We start from the raw sequence: 17,463 nt of genomic DNA on the forward strand, positions 1-17,463 counted from the left end.
TCTAACATCCGGTTTCTAAAAAACCCGATACTTTTATTTTATTCTCGTGCCAGGATCTCATCGATCATTCCGTACTCTTTTGCTTCCCCGGCTTTCATCCAGTAATCTCTGTCACTGTCTTCATAAACTTTATCAAAAGGCTGGTCTGAATGTTTTGCGATGATCTGGTACAATTCATCTTTCAGCTTCAGGATCTCACGGGCAGTGATCTCAATATCACTGGCCTGTCCCTGAGCTCCTCCAAGCGGCTGGTGTATCATAACCCTTGAGTGTGTGAGCCCGCTTCTTTTCCCTTTTTCTCCGGCACAAAGCAATACCGCGGCCATGGAGGCCGCAATACCGGTACAAATGGTAGCAACATCGGGTTTTATGAATTGCATGGTGTCATAAATACCGAGGCCTGCATACACACCTCCTCCGGGAGAATTGATATATATCTGAATGTCTTTGGAAGCATCTACACTTTCAAGAAAAAGCAACTGTGCCTGTATAATATTAGCGATCTGGTCATCTATTCCGGTTCCCATAAAAATGATCCTGTCCATCATTAAACGGGAAAAAACATCCATTTGTGCTACATTTAACTGGCGTTCCTCTATTATATAAGGAGTCATGCTGCTCACGATCTTGTCGTAATACATGCTGTTAATTCCGTGATGGCCGGTGGCATATTTTTTAAATTCTTTTCCGTAGTCCATAAATTTTTTCAAAAATGGTTTTTATCGAAAAAAGCGTTAAACCTTATTCAACGCTTAAATATAGGTAAAATATTTTTTACAAAATTAATCTCCATATACCTCTTTTATAAAGTCATCGTAAGTTATTTCCTTAGACTTTAAATTGGCTTTTTCTCTATAGACCTCTAATAATTTATGACTCATTAACTGGTCTGAAAGGCGTCTTACTTCATCCTGATTGGAAAGTACTCTGGAGGCAATATTTTCAAGGTCTTCTTCGGAAGGGTTAACTTGTCCGAATTGAGCCATTTGTGCTTTAATAAAACCTTTGGCAAATTCTTTAAGCTCATCAAAAGATACCTGTAGGTCGTTTTCCTGCACAATCTTCTTCTCTATAAGTTGATAACGCAGGCCTTTTTCTGATTTTTCAAACTCCTGAGATGCTTCATCTTCTGATAATTCTGCCTCACCCGTTACTTGTATCCATTTTTTCAGGAAGTTGGCAGGAAGATCAAACTTAGTGTTCTCTACCAGATAGGTGGTCATATCATTTATGAGTTTCTGGTCTGCCTGTTGCTTAAACTGCTGTTCGGCATCTTCTTTTATGCGTGCCTTCATTTCTTCCAGCGATGTAACCGTATCTTTCCCAAAAAGTTTATCAAACAATTCCTGGTTAAGCTCAGCAAGCTCATGACCATTTATTTCCTCTACTTTAAAAACAACCTCTGCCTTCAGGTCATGAATTCCTTCATGATCTAGTTTAAGATGGCGCATAAGGTCATGATCATCTTCAAAAAGCCCTTTGGTATTAAGGGTAATTTCATCCCCTTTTTTCGCATTTTTAAGCAGGTCTGTATTCTTTTTACCTTTTATTCTCGATAAAGGGAAGGTGGTTTTATTATTAATATTGTTTTCTTCATTAAGAAAAGTTCCGGTAATCTCATCACTTTCTTCGGCGGTTTCTTTGGTAATGAGTTTTCCGTATTGTTTACGCATACTCTCGATCTGGCGATCGATCATTTTATCATCGGCCACAATCTTATATTGCGTTATAGGTTTTTTAGATGCTAATTCCACTTCAAATTCCGGAGACAGGCCAAGTTCAAATTCAAATGAGAAGTTTTCTGCCTCCCAGTTAAAATCATCTTGTTGTCTTGGAAGCGGATTACCCAGAACATCCAGCTTTTCTTCTGTCAGATATTTTTCAAGGGCATCCTGAAGTAACTTATTTACTTCATCTACCAATACGGCACGTCCGTATTGTTTTTTTACCAGGCCCAAAGGTACATGGCCTTTTCGAAAGCCGGGAATATTAGCTTTCTTGCGATAGTCTTTTAATATTTCATCTACTTTATCACTGTAATCTTCCTTGCTGATAGCTACTTTTACGATTGCATTAAGATCGTCAATATGCTCTCTGGTTATATCCATGATTGATTTTAATAATTTAAACTAGCCATTTTAAAACGGCTTGCAAAATTAGTGCTTTTTTGCCAGTCGAACAAGTTTTTAAGCGCTTGAAATTCAAAGGATATGTTAATCTATACGGTCTTCCTTAAGCAATGAGAAAAGAATAGATTGAAACAGTGAAAGCAGTAAGCTGAAAAGCAGTGCCCACCAAATACTATCTACCGTAAAACCGTCAATAAGCTTATCTGCAAAAACAATTATAAGGGCATTAATAATTAACAGGAACAGGCCCAGTGTGATAATAGTAACCGGAAGTGTAAGTATAATAAGTATGGGCTTTACTAAAAAGTTAAGAAAGCTCAGTACCAAAGCTACAATAATAGCGGTTAAATAGCTTTCTACAAAAACCCCGGGTAGTATTTTGGATAAAACTACTACAGCCAGCGCAGATAAAAGAATTCTGATAAGATATTTCATGGTTGTTTTTTTACTTTTTAAATATACAAAACAGTTTTTATATAGGTGAATTGTTACACATTACATAAAACGAGAGCCTATTTAAAAAATTTTAAAGAGGTGGTCAAAAAATCAGCAGGGTTTTCAGCATGCAACCAATGCCCTGCAGATTTGATGGTCTCAATACGCGCTTCCGGAAAGTGCTTCTGAATAACATACTGATCCTGTTCAACAATGTAATCTGATTTCTCACCTCTTAAAAAAAGAGCCGGGCCTTTATAAGTAAAGGTATCTGGTAAGGAAACACCAATATTATCAATGGTTTTGGTGAGGGTTTCCAGATTAAACCGGAAGCCAAAGTTGTCTTTGTCCACACGATACAGGTTTTTTAGCAAAAATTGTCGCGTTCCATAATCCGGAATATAGAGGCTGAGTTGTTCATTAGCTTCGTTACGATTTTGAATTTGGTTAAGATGAAGTGTATTGAGCCCTTCTAATATGGTTTGATGATGAACCGGATAGTATTTTGGAGCAATATCTGCTACCAGTAATTTATTGACTTTCTCCGGGAACTGTGTGGCAAAAAACATAGCGGCTTTTCCTCCCATTGAATGGCCTAAAACAGCTGCATTACTAAGATGGTAGTACTTCATGTAATACTCCAGATCACTCATAATATGCTCATACGTAAAGTGGGGAGAGTGAAAACTCCTGCCGTGATTTCGTATATCGGTAAGGTGTACTTCAAAACCTGATTGGGCGTATTGATTACCCAGGGTTTTCCAATTATCAGACATACCCAGAAACCCGTGGAGAATGATAAGAGGCGTTCCTTTGCCCAATATTTTACTGTGTAAAAGCTGTGACATTTATGAAAGTTTGTTCAGGTACATGGTAATTACATTTTCCAGGCCCAGGTACAGGGATTCACAAATAAGCGCATGGCCTATAGATACTTCCAGTAATCCCGGTATATTTTCTTTGAAAAACCGAATATTGTCCAGATTAAGATCGTGTCCGGCATTAACTCCCAGTCCTAGTTCATTGGCTATGCGTGCTGCTTCCCGATAAGGAGTAATCGCTTTTTCAGGGTCGTTAGAATACAAAGCAGCATACTGTTCTGTATAGAGTTCAATACGATCAGTTCCTGTTTTGGCAGCACCTTCTACCATTTCAGGTATGGGGTCTGTAAAAATGGATGTACGTATCCCTGCTTTTTTAAAGTCACTTATAATTTCTTTTAAAAAATGCTCATGGGTAATGGTGTCCCAGCCTGCATTGGAAGTAATAGCATCTTCAGCATCAGGAACAAGGGTTACCTGAGTAGGTTGTACTTCTATAACAAGGTCAATAAACTTTTTTACAGGATTCCCTTCTATGTTGTATTCGGTATATACTAAAGTTTTGAGATCACGTGCATCATTATAACGTATATGTCTTTCGTCTGGTCTGGGGTGTATGGTTATACCCTGTGCGCCAAACTCCTGAATATCAGTAGCCGTCTTTAATAGATCGGGCATATTGCCGCCCCGGGCATTTCTGAGAGTAGCAATTTTATTAATGTTTACACTAAGTTTCGTCATCTATGCAGTATTATGAATATGTAAAATGATATCAAAAATACGAAGTAGGTATCTCTTTTTGTCATATAAATTAATTAATTTGCCACCCATAAGAGTAGTTATGATAAAAATAAACTCCTATATACTTTATGATGTTGAGCCGTTAACTTCGGAAGAAACGGTGGAAAAAGTTATTGCCGGGTTCACAAGCCTTACCTATACGCATTTACCCGTGGTAGAAGATGGTTTTCTTTTGGGCTGTATTTCGGAAGACGATGTTCAGGCTTTTGATCGTTCCAAAAAAATAAAAGAATACTCATATGCCTTTCATGCGTTTTTTGTTCGTAGAAGCACCAACTGGCTGGATGTACTGGAAGCTTTTGCACAACACAATGCAAACATAATGCCGGTAATAGGAGAGAACAATGAATATGTGGGATATTATGAACTTATAGATATTATCACGCTGTTTAATGAAACGCCTTTTTTATATGAGCCCGGAGGTATTATTATTATAGAAAAAGGTATTCGTGACTATTCATTTAGCGAAATTTCTCAGATTGTAGAAACCGCTGATGGAAAACTTCTGGGAGCATTTATTTCAGACAGTCGGGATGATATCATTCAGGTAACACTAAAAGTAGGAGGTAGTGTGGGACTCACATCTATCCTTCAATCATTAAGGCGCTATGGGTATAATATCATCTCCGGTAATGAAGATGATGTGTATATAGAAGACCTTAAAGAACGCTCCAATTACCTCAGAAAATTTCTTAACATTTAAAAGAAAATCATGAAAATTGGAATTTACGGCCAGTTCTATCATGAAGGGTCAGACGGTTGTATCCAGAGTTTATTGCACGAGCTCCATGCCAGAAAAGCAGTCATTATTATAGAGCGCTCGTATCTTTCTATTCTTAAAAAAGAGGTAGGGCTCGAAGGGGATTATCAGGTTTTTGATAATTATGAGGATCTGGACACGTCTTTTGATTTTTTCTTTAGTATAGGAGGAGATGGTACCATTTTACGTACAGTACTTTATATAAGAGATCTGGGGATCCCTGTTCTGGGTATCAATACGGGAAGGCTCGGTTTTCTGGCTACTATTCAAAAAGAATTTATTTCCGCAGCTATTGATAAGGTTTTTAAGCATGATTACCGTATAGTAAAAAGAAGCCTTCTCGAGATACAGACCAGGCCCGAAAATAAAGAACTGTCAGAACTTAGTTTTGCGCTCAATGAGATAGCGGTTAGCAGAAAGAATACTACTTCCATGATTACAGTAGCTACCAGTATTGATGATGAGTATCTTACTTCTTACTGGGCAGACGGTCTCATTGTTTCTACGCCTACAGGTTCTACCGGGTACTCCTTAAGCTGTGGAGGGCCGGTAATTACCCCGGAAACTTGTGCCTTTGTACTCACCCCCATAGCACCTCATAATTTAAATGCACGGCCCCTGGTTATTCCGGATGATAAGCAAATAAAGCTTGAAGTATCCGGAAGAGAGAAAAGCTTTCTGGTTTCACTGGATTCCCGTATAGCAACTCTGGATAACGAAACCGAAATTTGTATACAAAAAGCCCCCTTTTCTATTAAAATGATTGAGTTAACCTCTGAAAGTTTTTTAAAAACCCTGAGAAAAAAGCTTTTATGGGGAGAGGACAAACGCAATTAAACAATAAAAAGGTACAAAAAGTGTTTATCAAACACATCGTTTTTGTGTGAAATTGCCCTTGAGCAATCATAATTGTTATATTTGCAAACTTTAAGTTTTATGAGAGGAATAGTGCTTTTGTTTTTTCTGATCATGGGGATGTTTTCCGTTAATTCTCAAATACATGAAATTGGTATCTTTTCAGGAGGAAGCAATTACATTGGTGATGTAGGTGCTACTGATTATATAAACCCTAATCGCCTCGCACTGGGGGTGATCTATAAGTGGAATAAAAGTAGCAGGTATTCATACCGGGCAAGTATACTTTTTTCCAGGCTAGCGGCTAATGATGCTGATTCGGATATAAGATCACGGCAAGAACGGGGTTTGGAGTTTAGTAGTGATGTTACTGAATTTTCTATAGGAATGGAATTTAATTTTTTACCTTTCAACCTGCATAATTTCAGAAAGCCGTTTACACCCTATATTTATGGGGGGATCTCATACCTTAACCATTCCGATTTCTTTTTTCAAGGAAATCAGGTCGTAGATAATGGAAATCGTAATACATTTGCAATTCCAATGACCCTTGGAGTAAAAGGTAAAATTGGCCAGCACTTGGTATTGGGTGCAGAGATAGGCGCAAGATATGCGTTTACCGATAATCTGGATGGTAGCAATCCGGATGTAAGTAATAATAGAGACCTTAGGTTTGGAAATATATTTAGTGATGACTGGTACGTGTTTACAGGATTTACCTTAACATATACTTTTGGCAGGAGGCCATGTTATTACTGCTACGAGTAGTTTGATAGAATGAATGCGAAAGATCTAATAAATACAAAGAAACTTCCAAAGCACATTGCGATCATTATGGATGGCAATGGTCGCTGGGCTAAATTAAAAGGTAAGCTTCGCATTTTCGGACATGAAAACGGCACCAAATCTGTTAAACAGGTGGTAGAGGGTTGTGCTGAATTAGGAGTAGATTATTTAACGCTATATGCATTTTCTACAGAAAACTGGAATCGCCCCAAACTAGAGGTAGATACCCTTATGAAACTGTTAGTGAACGCGCTGCGCAAAGAAATGAAAACTCTCAATGAAAACAATATCAGGCTAAAAAGTATTGGGAACTTAAACAACCTCCCTGAAACCGCCCGAAAAGAACTTTCAGAAGTAATAGAAAAAACGGCCCATAATAATAGAATGACACTTACACTTGCGCTTAGCTATGGGGCAAGAGAAGAACTTAAAAATGCCTTTATCTCACTGTGTTCCAAAGTTAAAAATAATATAATTTCTTTAGAAAATATTGACGAATCGATTATTAATGCACATCTTTACACGCATGATCTGCCAGACGTAGACCTGCTTATTCGTACCAGTGGAGAGCACCGAATAAGCAATTTTTTATTGTGGCAAATAGCCTATGCCGAATTGTATTTTACCGATATTCTTTGGCCCGATTTTACAAAAGAAGATTTGTTTAAAGCCATATTAAACTATCAAAATAGAGAACGGAGATTTGGAAAAACAAGCGAACAACTTAACTAAAAATATCATGCTGAGAGGATATTTTAGTCTAGTAATCCTGGCCTTTTTATTTTTAAACCAACAAAACATGACCGCACAAGATATCCCTTTTGACAAAGGGAAAGAATATATCCTTGGCGGACTTACCGTAACCGGTATAAAAAGTTACAATGAGCAAACCGTAGTGGCTTATACAGGCCTGAGAGAAGGACAAGTAATTACCATTCCCGGTGAGGAGATTAGTAAAGTGCTTAATAAACTCTGGAAACTCGAATTATTTAGCGACATTAACCTCTATATTACCAATATAGAAGGAGACCGTGTTTTTCTTGAGCTAGATATACAAGAACTGCCTACATTGTCAGAAGTGAAAGTTACGGGTATAAAAAAGCGAAAGGCACAGGAGATAGTGAAAGACACCGAACTCAAAAAAGGAAAGAAATTAACAGAAAGCTTTCTTACCAATACCAAAAACTATATTGTAAACAAATACAAAAAACAAGGGTTTTTAAATGCCAAAGTTAATCTGGTAAGCAAAGTAGATACTACTGAAGCAAACGCACTCAAATTGCTGGTGAACATAGACAAAGGCGATAAAGTAAAGATCAGGAGAATTAATTTTGAAGGGAATGAAAAGCTAAAAGACAAGAAACTAAGGTCGGCCATGAAAAATACCAAGCGCAAAGTGCCCTTGCGTTTCTGGAAAAAGTCAAAATACATTCCTGAAGATTTTAAAGAAGACCTTGTCTCTATAGTAGATGCCTATAAAGAAAAAGGATACAGAGATGCCCGTATTATTTCAGATACCGTAGTGTATGACCGCGAAAAGAATACCCTGGATATTGGCATTACTCTGGAAGAGGGGAATAAATATTATTTTGGAGAAATTGATTTTGTAGGTAATACGGCTTATACTGATGAACAGTTAAGAACACTTCTTGGAATTGAAAAAGGAGATACATACAACGGGGTAATGCTGAAAAAGCGTATTGCAGATAATACCAAACCCGATGCTGAAGATATTACCAACCTTTATCAAAACAATGGTTATTTGTTTTCCCGTATAAACCCGGTAGAGGTCTCCGCAGAAAACGACACCATAAATTTTGAAATACGTATTATCGAAGGAAAACCTGCATACATTAATAATGTACGTATCGTAGGTAATGAAAAGACCAATGACCACGTGATCTATCGAGAGTTACGTATAAGACCCGGACAGCTATACAACAAAAGTAATATTATACGTACCATACGTGAATTAGGGCAATTGCGCTTTTTTGACCCGGAACAGGTAGTACCTGATATTCAAAATGCCGATCCTAATGCAGGTACCGTAGATGTACAATACAGTGTTGTTGAACGTGGCTCCAGCCAGATAGAACTTCAGGGAGGTTTTGGTGGCGGTGGTTTCATAGGCACTTTGGGACTTTCCTTTAGTAACTTCTCTATTAAAGACATCTTTAAAAAAGATGCATACAAACCTATACCTATGGGAGACGGGCAAAGTCTTGCTTTGCGACTACAGGCAAGTCAGGCTTTCCAAACCTATAGTTTTTCATTCTCAGAGCCCTGGCTTGGAGGAAGAAAACCCGTTCAGTTTTCCGCTTCCCTGTCACATACCGTAAACTTTTTGTTTGACCGTTTTACCAATAACGGAAGAATAAATGTTGACAGAGATCGTCGTTTCCTCATTACCGGTATTACATTCGGGTTGGCTAAAAGACTGGAATGGCCAGATAACTTTTTTACAATTTCACACTCTTTGAGCTTCCAGCACTATGACCTCAAGAATTATAATACCGGGTTGTTTACCTTTGGAGACGGTTTCTCAAATAACATATCATATACGTTTGGTATAAGCAGAAATAATACTTATACCAACCCTATTTTTCCTATGGGGGGGTCACAATTTAGCCTAACGGCTAAACTTACACCGCCCTATTCATTATTTGACAATACCGATTACAGCGCATTGAGCGAAGAAAGAGAACAGGCACTGGCCGATAATGACCGGAATCGGGTAGAAGAAATAGACCAGCAGCGTTTTCGCTGGTTGGAATTCTATAAAGTAAAATTCAATGGTGCATGGTACACCAATATTATTGATAAACTGGTATTAAAGACCCAAACAGAATTTGGTTTCTTAGGTGCGTATAATAATGACAGAGGCGTTGTTCCTTTTGAGCGTTTCTTCCTGGGAGGTGATGGTTTAGGGAACTTTACACTCGACGGAAGAGAGAATATTGCTTTAAGAGGATATCCCAACCAGTCTATCAGGACCATAAACGAGGAAACCGGTCTTCCTAATAATGATGGCTCTACCATTTATAACAGGTTATCACTGGAACTTCGTTACCCGATCACTTTTAATCCTTCTGCCACTATTTTCGGATTAGCATTTCTCGAAGGAGGTCAGGCCTTTGACAATTTTAGGGATTATAATCCGTTTGATCTTAACAGGTCGGCCGGATTTGGAATACGGATCTTTATGCCGGCCTTTGGTTTATTGGGTATTGATTTTGGGTACGGATTTGATCCTATACCCGGAGCCACCGGAGCAAACGGTTGGGAAACCCACTTTATTATTGGTCAACAGTTTTAACTTTGGCACGATATTTTCTATCATAAAGATGCAAGCTTATGAAAACAAAGGTTTTTATTCTCCTTGTACTGTTTGCAGCAGGAGCGCTGCAGGCACAAAGAGGAGTTCGTATTGGGTATATAGACATGGAATATATACTGGAAAATGTGGAAGAATACCAGGAAGCAAATAAGCAGTTGGCTTCAAGAGTTCAAAAGTGGAAGATAGAGATCGAGCAAAAAAAGAGTGAGGTTGATCGGATGAAGAAAGACCTGGATGCAGAAAAAGTACTTCTCACGAAAGAGCTTATTGATGAAAGACAAGAAGAAATCGATATACTGGAAAAAGAAATGCTGGAGTACCAGCAGGACCGTTTTGGTCCCGAGGGCGATCTGGTGATTCAAAAAAGAGTACTGGTGCAGCCCATACAAGACCAGGTGTTTAATGCAGTGCAGGATATTGCGGCCAAAAGAAGGTATGATTTTATTTTTGATAAATCTGCAGACGTGGTTATGCTGTATTCAAATAAAAGTTACGATATTAGCGACCTGGTTTTAAGAAGTATTGACAGAACACGTAAGCAGGACGAGAGAAAAGGAAGGAATACTCCTCCCGGAGAGAGTGAAAAAGATAAGTTTGAAGATGCCTCTCCCAATCCTACCTTGCAGGCCAGAGAAGAAGAAGCAGAAATAATGAGGCAGGAAAAGGCCAAAACCTTAGAAGAAAGAAGGCAAAAACGATTAGAGGAAAGAGAAGAGCTTAAAAAAGCATACGAAGAGCGTAGGCAAAAATTGCTTGCTGAGCGGGAAGCCAAAAAGAAAGCAGCCCAGGAAGCCAGAGAAAAGAAGAAAAAAGAGAAGGACCAAAAAAATAAAGATGAGTCCGATGAAAATGATAATAATTTAAAATAACACTTAAACAATTAGTAATACCATGAGAAAGTTGAGATCTTTTGTAATTGCTGTTGCATTAGTTGTAGGAGCTGCCAGTTTTGCGAATGCACAAAGCAAAGTTGCTCATATTAATGTACAAGAGTTGGTAAATCAAATGCCGGAAACCAAAGCAGCGCAGGAAGAAATTAAAAAATTGGAACAGACGTATAAAGCAGATCTTCAGAACTCGGCTAAAGAATTGCAAAGCCTTTATACCAAGTATCAAAATGAAGCACCGTCTAAAACCAATGAAGAGAACGAGAAACGTGCAGAGGAAGTAAGACAAAAAGAATTGAGTATTCGTCAGGCAGAACAAATGGCCGGGCAGGAACTCCAGAAAAAGCAGGTAGAATTACTACAGCCTATTTTTGAAAAAGCAAACGCAGCCATACAAAAAGTAGCGCGTGCACAAGGTTATGAATATGTACTTGATGCAAGTACGGGAGGCTCTGTGATCCTGGCAGACGGTAAAGACCTTATGGCAGATGTAAAGCAGGAACTAGGGTTCTAGGATAGTATATCTTCTAAAGGTAAAATCAGGAATACAACCTGCCTACTTTGTTAGGCAGGTTGTTTCTTTTTATAGATGCAGAGTTTACTTCTTAAGTATTTCTTAATATTGGAGCTATTAGTAGGTAATCCAAATAATTGTAATATTTTTATAGCTAAAATATTTATATGAAGTTAAGAAAGTTCCCATTTTATAAGCAGCTGGATCAAATGGATTGTGGCCCTACCTGCTTAAGAATGGTAGCTAAGCATCACGGAAGATCAATTCCTATTGATTTCTTGCGTAAAAGAGCGAATATTACCAGAGAAGGCGTTTCATTAGGAGGCATTGCAGAAGCTGCTGAAGATATAGGCCTTCATACGCTCGCAGTAAGTATAGATTACAAAACGCTCGATGAAGAAGTACCGCTACCATGTATTGCCCATTGGAGGCAAAGGCACTTCGTAGTAGTATATAAAATTAAAAAAGATACTGTTTACGTTGCAGACCCGGCACACGGGCTCGTAAAATACCATAAAAATGATTTTATACAGGGGTGGATAGGAAAGAGTGCAGATATAGACAGCTCAGAAGGGTATTTGCTACTTCTGGAGCCAACTCCCGAGTTCTATAATGTTGACCCCGATGAAAAAAAGGAATATGGTTTTAAATTCCTATTCTGGTATTTTCGCCCTTATAAAAAATATATTGCCCAATTAATTTTAGGATTAGTAGTAGGTAGTTTACTACAGCTTATATTTCCCTTTTTAACCCAGGCAGTGGTAGATTATGGTATTAATTATCAAAATCTGGGTTTTGTGTACCTTATTCTCCTGGCGCAATTAACGCTGTTTATTTCACAAACTACAGTAGAGCTTATAAGAGGGTGGATATTACTGCATATGACCAGCAGGATCAACATTAACCTTATCTCAGATTTTCTTATTAAATTAATGAGGTTGCCCATTGCTTTCTTTGATTCGAAAAATACGGGAGATATTATCCAACGTATTTATGATCACAACCGTATTCAGAACTTTTTGTCATCAACCACACTAAACACACTGTTTTCCGCATTTAACTTTGTGATCTTTGGAGTTATCCTGGCCTATTACAACTTAACTATTTTTCTGCTCTTTTTCGTAGGTTCGATCGCTTATATAGGATGGACCCTTTTATTTCTGAAAAAACGGGCAGAACTGGATTACAAGAGGTTCGATCAATCATCAGACAATCAAAGTAGCCTCTACCAGCTTATCTCAGGGATGCAGGAAATAAAATTAAACGGTTCAGAACGAAGAAGACGCTGGGAATGGGAAGCTATCCAGGTTCGGTTATTCAAAATATCTATTAAAGGACTGGCGCTTTCACAAACCCAAAATACCGGTGGGCAGTTTCTCAACGAATTAAAGAACATATTAATAACGTTTATTGCAGCCCGGGCAGTGATCAATGGAGATCTTACCTTGGGTATGATGCTGTCTGTACAATACATCATTGGGCAGCTTAACCTACCCATAAATAACTTCATTTCATTTATTCAAACCGGACAGGATGCTAAAATAAGTTTGGAGCGTCTGGCAGAAATTCACCTAAAAGACGATGAGGAAAGTAGAGATGAAGATTTTGTGAGAGAACTCCCGGAAGATAAAAGTATAAAACTAAAAGACCTGAGTTTTCGTTATGGAGGGCCCTCTTCACCATGGGTTCTGGAAGATCTTAACTTTGAGATTCCCGAAGGAAAAGTGACAGCTATAGTAGGCGCAAGTGGTAGTGGGAAAACAACCCTTATAAAATTATTGTTGAAGTTTTATGAACCTACTAATGGCGATATCTTAGTAGGAAACACTAAACTGAGTAATATAAGCACTAATGTATGGCGTAGATCATGTGGTTCGGTTATGCAGGATGGTTTTCTTTTTGGAGACACTATTTCCCGTAATATTACAGAATCTGATTCTGAGGGAATTACAGATAAAGCCCGATTGCAACATGCCGTAAACGTAGCCAATATTGATGATTTTATTGAAGGATTACCCTCTGGTTTTAATACTAAAATAGGTAGTAGTGGAGTGAACATTAGTGGCGGACAGAAGCAACGTATCCTTATTGCCCGCTCTGTGTATAAAGATCCCAAATTTATTTATTTTGACGAGGCAACCAGCGCGTTAGATGCCAACAATGAAAAGGTAATTATGGAAAACCTGCAGGAGTTCTATAAAGGAAAAACTGTAGTGGTGGTAGCACACCGTTTAAGTACAGTGAAAAATGCAGACCAGATCATAGTGCTGGATCAGGGAAGAATCATTGAACGGGGAACCCATAAAGAGTTAACAGAAGAAAGAGGTTCTTATTACACATTGGTAAAAAACCAGTTAGAACTAGGAAATTAGTATATGGCTGAAGAAGAAGAAAAAACCGAAAAGAAGAAAAAAAATAAGCTTGAAGCACTGGACGAACGTTCAGATCAGGTAAAAGAGATCCTGGGTAGAGCCCCTAATTGGGTAATACAATGGGGTATTACCGTAGTATTCATTATTGTGATCGTCATATTGCTGGGAGCGGCTTTAATAAGTTATAATGATATCATCCCGGCACGTATTGTGATTACCTCAGAGAATCCTCCGGTCTATCTCGCTGCCAAAACTTCGGGCAGGCTTACCAATATTTTTGTAGAAGCCGATCAAATGGTAGAAGAAGGAGAAGTGTTGGCAGAGATAGAGAATACAGCAAATTTTGATGATGTGTACCTGTTGAAAAGTAAAATTGAAAACTTTGTTCCTTCCATCTATAACATAGATTCTTTGCGTTTAGTTTTTCCTTCTTTACTGGAGTTAGGGCCTATACAAACTGCCTATGGGGCATTTATTACCGAGTATCAAAACTATATCCTTTTTAATACCCTTGAGCCCAATAGGAGGGAGTCGGTAGTTATTAAAAAACAGATAGAAGAACAGAAAGATTTATTGTCTAAACAACGAAAACAATTATCACTTTTTAATGAAGAATTAACATTCTCAAAAGCTGCTTTTGAAAGGAGCCGGACGCTCTACGAAAAAGGAGTACTGTCAAAATCAGAGTTTGAAGATGCTTCCCGTGCCTATTTATCAGACCGTCAGCGTTATGAAAATCTGGAAACAGCTATTTCTAATACAGAGATCTCGATTGCCAACAATAACAATATGCTTACCCAAACCAATATACAGGGCGAAGAGTTTAGTAATAACTACAGGCAACAGCTTGAAAAAGCGTATCAGAATTTGTTCAATGAGATCAGGAATTGGGAACAGATGTTTATTCTTAAGAGCCCCATAGACGGAAGGATCACCATTTTTGATATCTGGAACAAATACCAGAACGTTACTGCGGGAGAAGTAATTTTTACCATTGTACCATCAGACTATCAGAAACTCATAGGAAAGGTATCTATGCCTATTCAAAATTCAGGTAAAGTAAAACTGGGGCAGGAAGTCATCATTAAACTTGATAATTACCCTAATCAGGAATGGGGCAGTTTACGGGGCCGTATCACCAATATATCAGACGTGCCTAAACAGGCAGCAGGATCAGAGGCTCCGTATTATGCCATGTATGTCGATATCAATACACTGGAAACCTCTTATGATAAAGAAATTGAATTTAGACAGGAAATGCAGGGTTCGGCAGAGATAATTGTAGAAGAATTAACTATTTTACAACGTATTTTTTATCAACTTCGGGAAGTGTTAGGAGCCACCTAACAGAACGGAAAGGAAACCAAAAAACAAAATAAGAATCCCCGGTGAGAGCCGGGGATTAAAAAGTTTCAGAAAAAGTAAGCCTTTCTTTTTATGGAGAACAAGTATGTGCTTAGCAAATGGTTTAACAGAAAGGGTTCTGCCACCTATTTAATTTATGGCTTCCCCGGTCTGGAAACAGTACTTTTGTTAAGTCAGAATACACTTGTTTTATTCATTTGGTAAGAATTATACTTGAAGTAATTTTGTGTAACAATTACATGAAACCAAGGCCTTAAATAAAAATCTTTTTCATTTATCCATAACAAGGGTCTATCTGGCAAACCGTCTGGCAGGTGTGGGTTCCGCCACCGCCACCCCCGCATCCATTGGTCCGGCAATTTTCAGAAATAATACACCCGTCAGGTACACCGGTAGCAATACACCACTCTGCGGTAGAGATGGTTCCGTTACCCCCTGCCACTTTTTGAATCCTAAATCGGGATACGGTGCTTTTGTTGAATCTTAATGTGTTTACTTTGCTTTTTTTCATAATGTATGGAATTAGAGTTTATAAAATAATTTGTTTAACATATATACCCGGGACAGGAAATGCCTCCGGTACAATGTATAGTACCACAGTTTTGTGATCCGCCTCCGGTACCACAGTTCCTTCGCGTGGCACAGTTTTCGGTATAACCACAGTCTGAATAGCAGGTCTCTATCCAGGATAGATCCTGTCCGCCTTTGATTTCAGAATTGAATGTAGAAACAACACGCTTCTTCAATGAAAGATTTTTAATTTGTTGCTTTTTCATGATTTAACTTATAAAGGATTTCTATAAATATACATAAAATCAATTTTTTATTGTAGTAATTGCCTTATTTTATAAAATATTTTTTCTTTGAAAAGATAATGCAGTGATGAAGACAAAAGAGATTCTCGCTACTTTGCCAGAGTACCTGTAAAAGGCAGTTGTCGCTGAAGTAAATGGTTGTGTGCAGCTTTTTTGATCAGGAACCCTACAAAAGTTTGTGTTGAATATGCCAAAGAGAAGTACTTTTTACGATATAACAGGACTTTCCGGTCTCATAGACTATAAAAAGTACTTCCTAAAACACTTTTTAAATTAAAGGCATCTGCAATTTGAGTTCTCTTCAAGAGTAGGTTCTTCAGGGCAGTCAAAAGTTTCACAACCAATCTCACAGGAAACTTCCGTTCCGCAGGGAAGTGTACAAAACACGGTACAAAGATCTGACGTACGGGTACCACCTATTACTTTTTTTAATGACAAATGCGAAATGGTATTCTTTGTAAAATGTAGTTTTTTTAAATGATTTTTCTTTTTCATAGCTTACTGTATTAATATTTGATTAACAAAACCGACAGGTAATATCACAGGTACGGCAATACGTGGGGGCGCAGGATGCAGAAGCCCCTGGGTCAATACAACACTCCGTGGGTTCATTTGATGCACCACCGCCTTTGGCTACCTCTGATTTGAAATTTGAGATCACTTTTTTTCTCAAGGTCAGTGGGGTTACGAGCTTTTTTTTCATAATACCTAATTTTTGGATTTGATGGTATTTAACACCAAATAAGGGTTGGTAATAAATAAATGTATTTGTGAAAACAGAATGATTTCCTGAAACTTTCTGTTTTTGATTTTCCTTCGTAAATATGTGTACTGTAAAGTGATATAAAAATAGCCACTTACGCTGTTTGCTAAGTGGCTATTGTGTGAAAAGTGTTTTTAAGATCAATATTGTTCAGGTTTAGAAATCTCTTAACAGTGATCGATCTTTACAAATTTCTTACAGACAAATACACATTGAAGCATCATCCCGGGTAGGAGCGGGGCCGTCAAAACATGCTTCGGGGCAGCTACAGCTGCCACACATAGTTTGAGAACAACCTCTGCTTAACCCACCGGTTACTTCGCGAGCATCCAGTTTTGAAACTACTTTTCTGTTAAGTGTAAGTGTCGTTTTTACTAATTTCTTTTTCATAACAATTTTTTTTCAGGTCACAATATATGCGTTTTCTCTATTTTGTATTAACAGTGAAGCAAATACTTTATATGTGTAATGAAATAAACAATAAAAGCATATTTTTTGTTTATATATGTATTAATTAACTATTAAAATCATAGGGTCTTTATAAAAATGTTAAATAGGTAGTGTATTAATAATGAGGTGTGGTAATAAAAACATGCCAGATAGATATGGGCTAAAAAGATGTGGGGATAGATCTTGGTGTTTATGGCAGTAGTAAAAAGAGATGATTTTTTTATGGTGATCCTGGAGTGGCCATTACCGGTTCACGGGATAGCAATACACTTCCTGGCAATAGTGGTTTCGGGTAATAAATTCGAAATGAACTGTTTTTTAAGGATAAGCGGCGCTTTTAAAGATCTTATTTGCCAGATCCTAAAACAGTAAC

The 17,463-nt window shown here is 37.9% G+C and carries 20 protein-coding genes; 10 read left to right on the forward strand and 10 right to left on the reverse strand.

The window, feature by feature from the left end:
• Positions 1-38 precede the first annotated feature (38 nt).
• The 5 genes from clpP to WAO84_RS10045 all read right to left on the reverse strand — a co-directional run bounded on the left by clpP (position 39) and on the right by WAO84_RS10045 (position 4,126).
• Positions 39-698: an ATP-dependent Clp endopeptidase proteolytic subunit ClpP gene (clpP, locus tag WAO84_RS10025; RefSeq protein WP_340065489.1), complete on the reverse strand. Its 660-nt coding sequence runs from the start codon at positions 696-698 to the stop codon at positions 39-41.
• Between the two features lie 84 nt (positions 699-782).
• Positions 783-2,108, reverse strand: coding sequence for a trigger factor (tig, locus tag WAO84_RS10030; protein WP_340065491.1), 1,326 nt, complete (start codon positions 2,106-2,108; stop codon positions 783-785).
• Between the two features lie 105 nt (positions 2,109-2,213).
• A complete protein-coding gene (locus tag WAO84_RS10035) occupies positions 2,214-2,564 on the reverse strand; it encodes a phage holin family protein (protein ID WP_340065492.1) in 351 nt (116 codons plus the stop codon).
• Positions 2,565-2,641: 77 nt separating this feature from the next.
• The gene (locus WAO84_RS10040) at positions 2,642-3,412 is read right to left on the reverse strand and encodes an alpha/beta fold hydrolase (protein ID WP_340065493.1); all 771 of its coding nucleotides are present in this window, start codon (positions 3,410-3,412) and stop codon (positions 2,642-2,644) included.
• Positions 3,413-4,126 carry a pyridoxine 5'-phosphate synthase gene (locus WAO84_RS10045; RefSeq protein WP_340065494.1) on the reverse strand — a complete coding sequence of 238 codons (714 nt, stop codon included), beginning with the start codon at positions 4,124-4,126 and terminating at the stop codon, positions 3,413-3,415.
• A 100-nt stretch (positions 4,127-4,226) separates the two neighbouring features.
• On the opposite strand from WAO84_RS10045, the gene WAO84_RS10050 reads away from it, so the two are divergent.
• From WAO84_RS10050 to WAO84_RS10090, 9 genes are all read left to right on the forward strand, one after another.
• A complete protein-coding gene (locus WAO84_RS10050; protein WP_340065495.1) occupies positions 4,227-4,889 on the forward strand; it encodes a CBS domain-containing protein in 663 nt (220 codons plus the stop codon).
• Positions 4,890-4,898: 9 nt separating this feature from the next.
• Positions 4,899-5,783 carry an NAD kinase gene (locus WAO84_RS10055; protein WP_340065496.1) on the forward strand — a complete coding sequence of 295 codons (885 nt, stop codon included), beginning with the start codon at positions 4,899-4,901 and terminating at the stop codon, positions 5,781-5,783.
• Positions 5,784-5,882: 99 nt separating this feature from the next.
• Positions 5,883-6,569, forward strand: a complete 687-nt coding sequence (porG, locus tag WAO84_RS10060; protein WP_340065497.1) for a type IX secretion system protein PorG — start codon at positions 5,883-5,885, stop codon at positions 6,567-6,569.
• Positions 6,570-6,578: 9 nt separating this feature from the next.
• On the forward strand, positions 6,579-7,319 hold the full coding sequence (locus WAO84_RS10065; RefSeq protein ID WP_340065499.1) for an isoprenyl transferase: 741 nt from the start codon (positions 6,579-6,581) through the stop codon (positions 7,317-7,319).
• Between the two features lie 7 nt (positions 7,320-7,326).
• Positions 7,327-9,903, forward strand: a complete 2,577-nt coding sequence (gene bamA, locus WAO84_RS10070; protein WP_340065501.1) for an outer membrane protein assembly factor BamA — start codon at positions 7,327-7,329, stop codon at positions 9,901-9,903.
• 38 nt (positions 9,904-9,941) lie between these two features.
• Positions 9,942-10,793, forward strand: coding sequence for an OmpH/Skp family outer membrane protein (locus WAO84_RS10075; RefSeq protein WP_340065502.1), 852 nt, complete (start codon positions 9,942-9,944; stop codon positions 10,791-10,793).
• Between the two features lie 22 nt (positions 10,794-10,815).
• Positions 10,816-11,325, forward strand: a complete 510-nt coding sequence (locus WAO84_RS10080) for an OmpH/Skp family outer membrane protein (protein ID WP_340065504.1) — start codon at positions 10,816-10,818, stop codon at positions 11,323-11,325.
• 167 nt (positions 11,326-11,492) lie between these two features.
• Positions 11,493-13,697 carry a peptidase domain-containing ABC transporter gene (locus WAO84_RS10085; RefSeq protein WP_340065506.1) on the forward strand — a complete coding sequence of 735 codons (2,205 nt, stop codon included), beginning with the start codon at positions 11,493-11,495 and terminating at the stop codon, positions 13,695-13,697.
• Positions 13,698-13,700: 3 nt separating this feature from the next.
• Positions 13,701-15,044 (forward strand): HlyD family secretion protein, encoded by a 1,344-nt coding sequence (locus tag WAO84_RS10090; RefSeq protein ID WP_340065508.1) that lies wholly within the window; start codon positions 13,701-13,703, stop codon positions 15,042-15,044.
• 292 nt (positions 15,045-15,336) lie between these two features.
• Here WAO84_RS10090 and WAO84_RS10095 read toward each other — a convergent pair whose 3' ends face one another.
• From WAO84_RS10095 to WAO84_RS10115, 5 genes are all read right to left on the reverse strand, one after another.
• Complete coding sequence (locus tag WAO84_RS10095; protein WP_340065509.1) at positions 15,337-15,573, reverse strand: hypothetical protein; 237 nt, start codon at positions 15,571-15,573, stop codon at positions 15,337-15,339.
• Positions 15,574-15,607: 34 nt separating this feature from the next.
• Positions 15,608-15,838: a hypothetical protein gene (locus WAO84_RS10100; RefSeq protein WP_340065510.1), complete on the reverse strand. Its 231-nt coding sequence runs from the start codon at positions 15,836-15,838 to the stop codon at positions 15,608-15,610.
• 312 nt (positions 15,839-16,150) lie between these two features.
• Positions 16,151-16,372, reverse strand: a complete 222-nt coding sequence (locus WAO84_RS10105; RefSeq protein ID WP_340065511.1) for a hypothetical protein — start codon at positions 16,370-16,372, stop codon at positions 16,151-16,153.
• Between the two features lie 22 nt (positions 16,373-16,394).
• The gene (locus tag WAO84_RS10110) at positions 16,395-16,580 is read right to left on the reverse strand and encodes a hypothetical protein (RefSeq protein WP_340065512.1); all 186 of its coding nucleotides are present in this window, start codon (positions 16,578-16,580) and stop codon (positions 16,395-16,397) included.
• 255 nt (positions 16,581-16,835) lie between these two features.
• Complete coding sequence (locus tag WAO84_RS10115) at positions 16,836-17,030, reverse strand: hypothetical protein (RefSeq protein WP_340065513.1); 195 nt, start codon at positions 17,028-17,030, stop codon at positions 16,836-16,838.
• Between the two features lie 252 nt (positions 17,031-17,282).
• On the opposite strand from WAO84_RS10115, the gene WAO84_RS10120 reads away from it, so the two are divergent.
• Positions 17,283-17,462 (forward strand): hypothetical protein, encoded by a 180-nt coding sequence (locus WAO84_RS10120; protein WP_340065514.1) that lies wholly within the window; start codon positions 17,283-17,285, stop codon positions 17,460-17,462.
• Position 17,463 lies beyond the last annotated feature (1 nt).

It is taken from the genome of Ascidiimonas aurantiaca (assembly GCF_037646345.1).
In the GTDB taxonomy this organism is placed as follows: Bacteria; Bacteroidota; Bacteroidia; order Flavobacteriales; family Flavobacteriaceae; genus Ascidiimonas; species Ascidiimonas aurantiaca.

Bases quoted from the DNA above. Each gene is read 5' to 3' on its own strand.
- bamA (WP_340065501.1), top strand. From the start codon at position 7,327: ATGCTGAGAGGATATTTTAGTCTAGTAATCCTGGCCTTTTTATTTTTA.
- WAO84_RS10095 (WP_340065509.1), bottom strand. From the start codon at position 15,573: ATGAAAAAAAGCAAAGTAAACACATTAAGATTCAACAAAAGCACCGTA.
- WAO84_RS10040 (WP_340065493.1), bottom strand. From the start codon at position 3,412: ATGTCACAGCTTTTACACAGTAAAATATTGGGCAAAGGAACGCCTCTT.
- tig (WP_340065491.1), bottom strand. From the start codon at position 2,108: ATGGATATAACCAGAGAGCATATTGACGATCTTAATGCAATCGTAAAA.
- WAO84_RS10100 (WP_340065510.1), bottom strand. From the start codon at position 15,838: ATGAAAAAGCAACAAATTAAAAATCTTTCATTGAAGAAGCGTGTTGTT.
- WAO84_RS10080 (WP_340065504.1), top strand. From the start codon at position 10,816: ATGAGAAAGTTGAGATCTTTTGTAATTGCTGTTGCATTAGTTGTAGGA.
- WAO84_RS10050 (WP_340065495.1), top strand. From the start codon at position 4,227: ATGATAAAAATAAACTCCTATATACTTTATGATGTTGAGCCGTTAACT.
- WAO84_RS10115 (WP_340065513.1), bottom strand. From the start codon at position 17,030: ATGAAAAAGAAATTAGTAAAAACGACACTTACACTTAACAGAAAAGTA.
- porG (WP_340065497.1), top strand. From the start codon at position 5,883: ATGAGAGGAATAGTGCTTTTGTTTTTTCTGATCATGGGGATGTTTTCC.
- WAO84_RS10065 (WP_340065499.1), top strand. From the start codon at position 6,579: ATGAATGCGAAAGATCTAATAAATACAAAGAAACTTCCAAAGCACATT.
- WAO84_RS10090 (WP_340065508.1), top strand. From the start codon at position 13,701: ATGGCTGAAGAAGAAGAAAAAACCGAAAAGAAGAAAAAAAATAAGCTT.
- WAO84_RS10120 (WP_340065514.1), top strand. From the start codon at position 17,283: ATGGCAGTAGTAAAAAGAGATGATTTTTTTATGGTGATCCTGGAGTGG.
- WAO84_RS10105 (WP_340065511.1), bottom strand. From the start codon at position 16,372: ATGAAAAAGAAAAATCATTTAAAAAAACTACATTTTACAAAGAATACC.
- WAO84_RS10055 (WP_340065496.1), top strand. From the start codon at position 4,899: ATGAAAATTGGAATTTACGGCCAGTTCTATCATGAAGGGTCAGACGGT.
- WAO84_RS10110 (WP_340065512.1), bottom strand. From the start codon at position 16,580: ATGAAAAAAAAGCTCGTAACCCCACTGACCTTGAGAAAAAAAGTGATC.
- WAO84_RS10075 (WP_340065502.1), top strand. From the start codon at position 9,942: ATGAAAACAAAGGTTTTTATTCTCCTTGTACTGTTTGCAGCAGGAGCG.
- WAO84_RS10035 (WP_340065492.1), bottom strand. From the start codon at position 2,564: ATGAAATATCTTATCAGAATTCTTTTATCTGCGCTGGCTGTAGTAGTT.
- WAO84_RS10045 (WP_340065494.1), bottom strand. From the start codon at position 4,126: ATGACGAAACTTAGTGTAAACATTAATAAAATTGCTACTCTCAGAAAT.
- WAO84_RS10085 (WP_340065506.1), top strand. From the start codon at position 11,493: ATGAAGTTAAGAAAGTTCCCATTTTATAAGCAGCTGGATCAAATGGAT.
- clpP (WP_340065489.1), bottom strand. From the start codon at position 698: ATGGACTACGGAAAAGAATTTAAAAAATATGCCACCGGCCATCACGGA.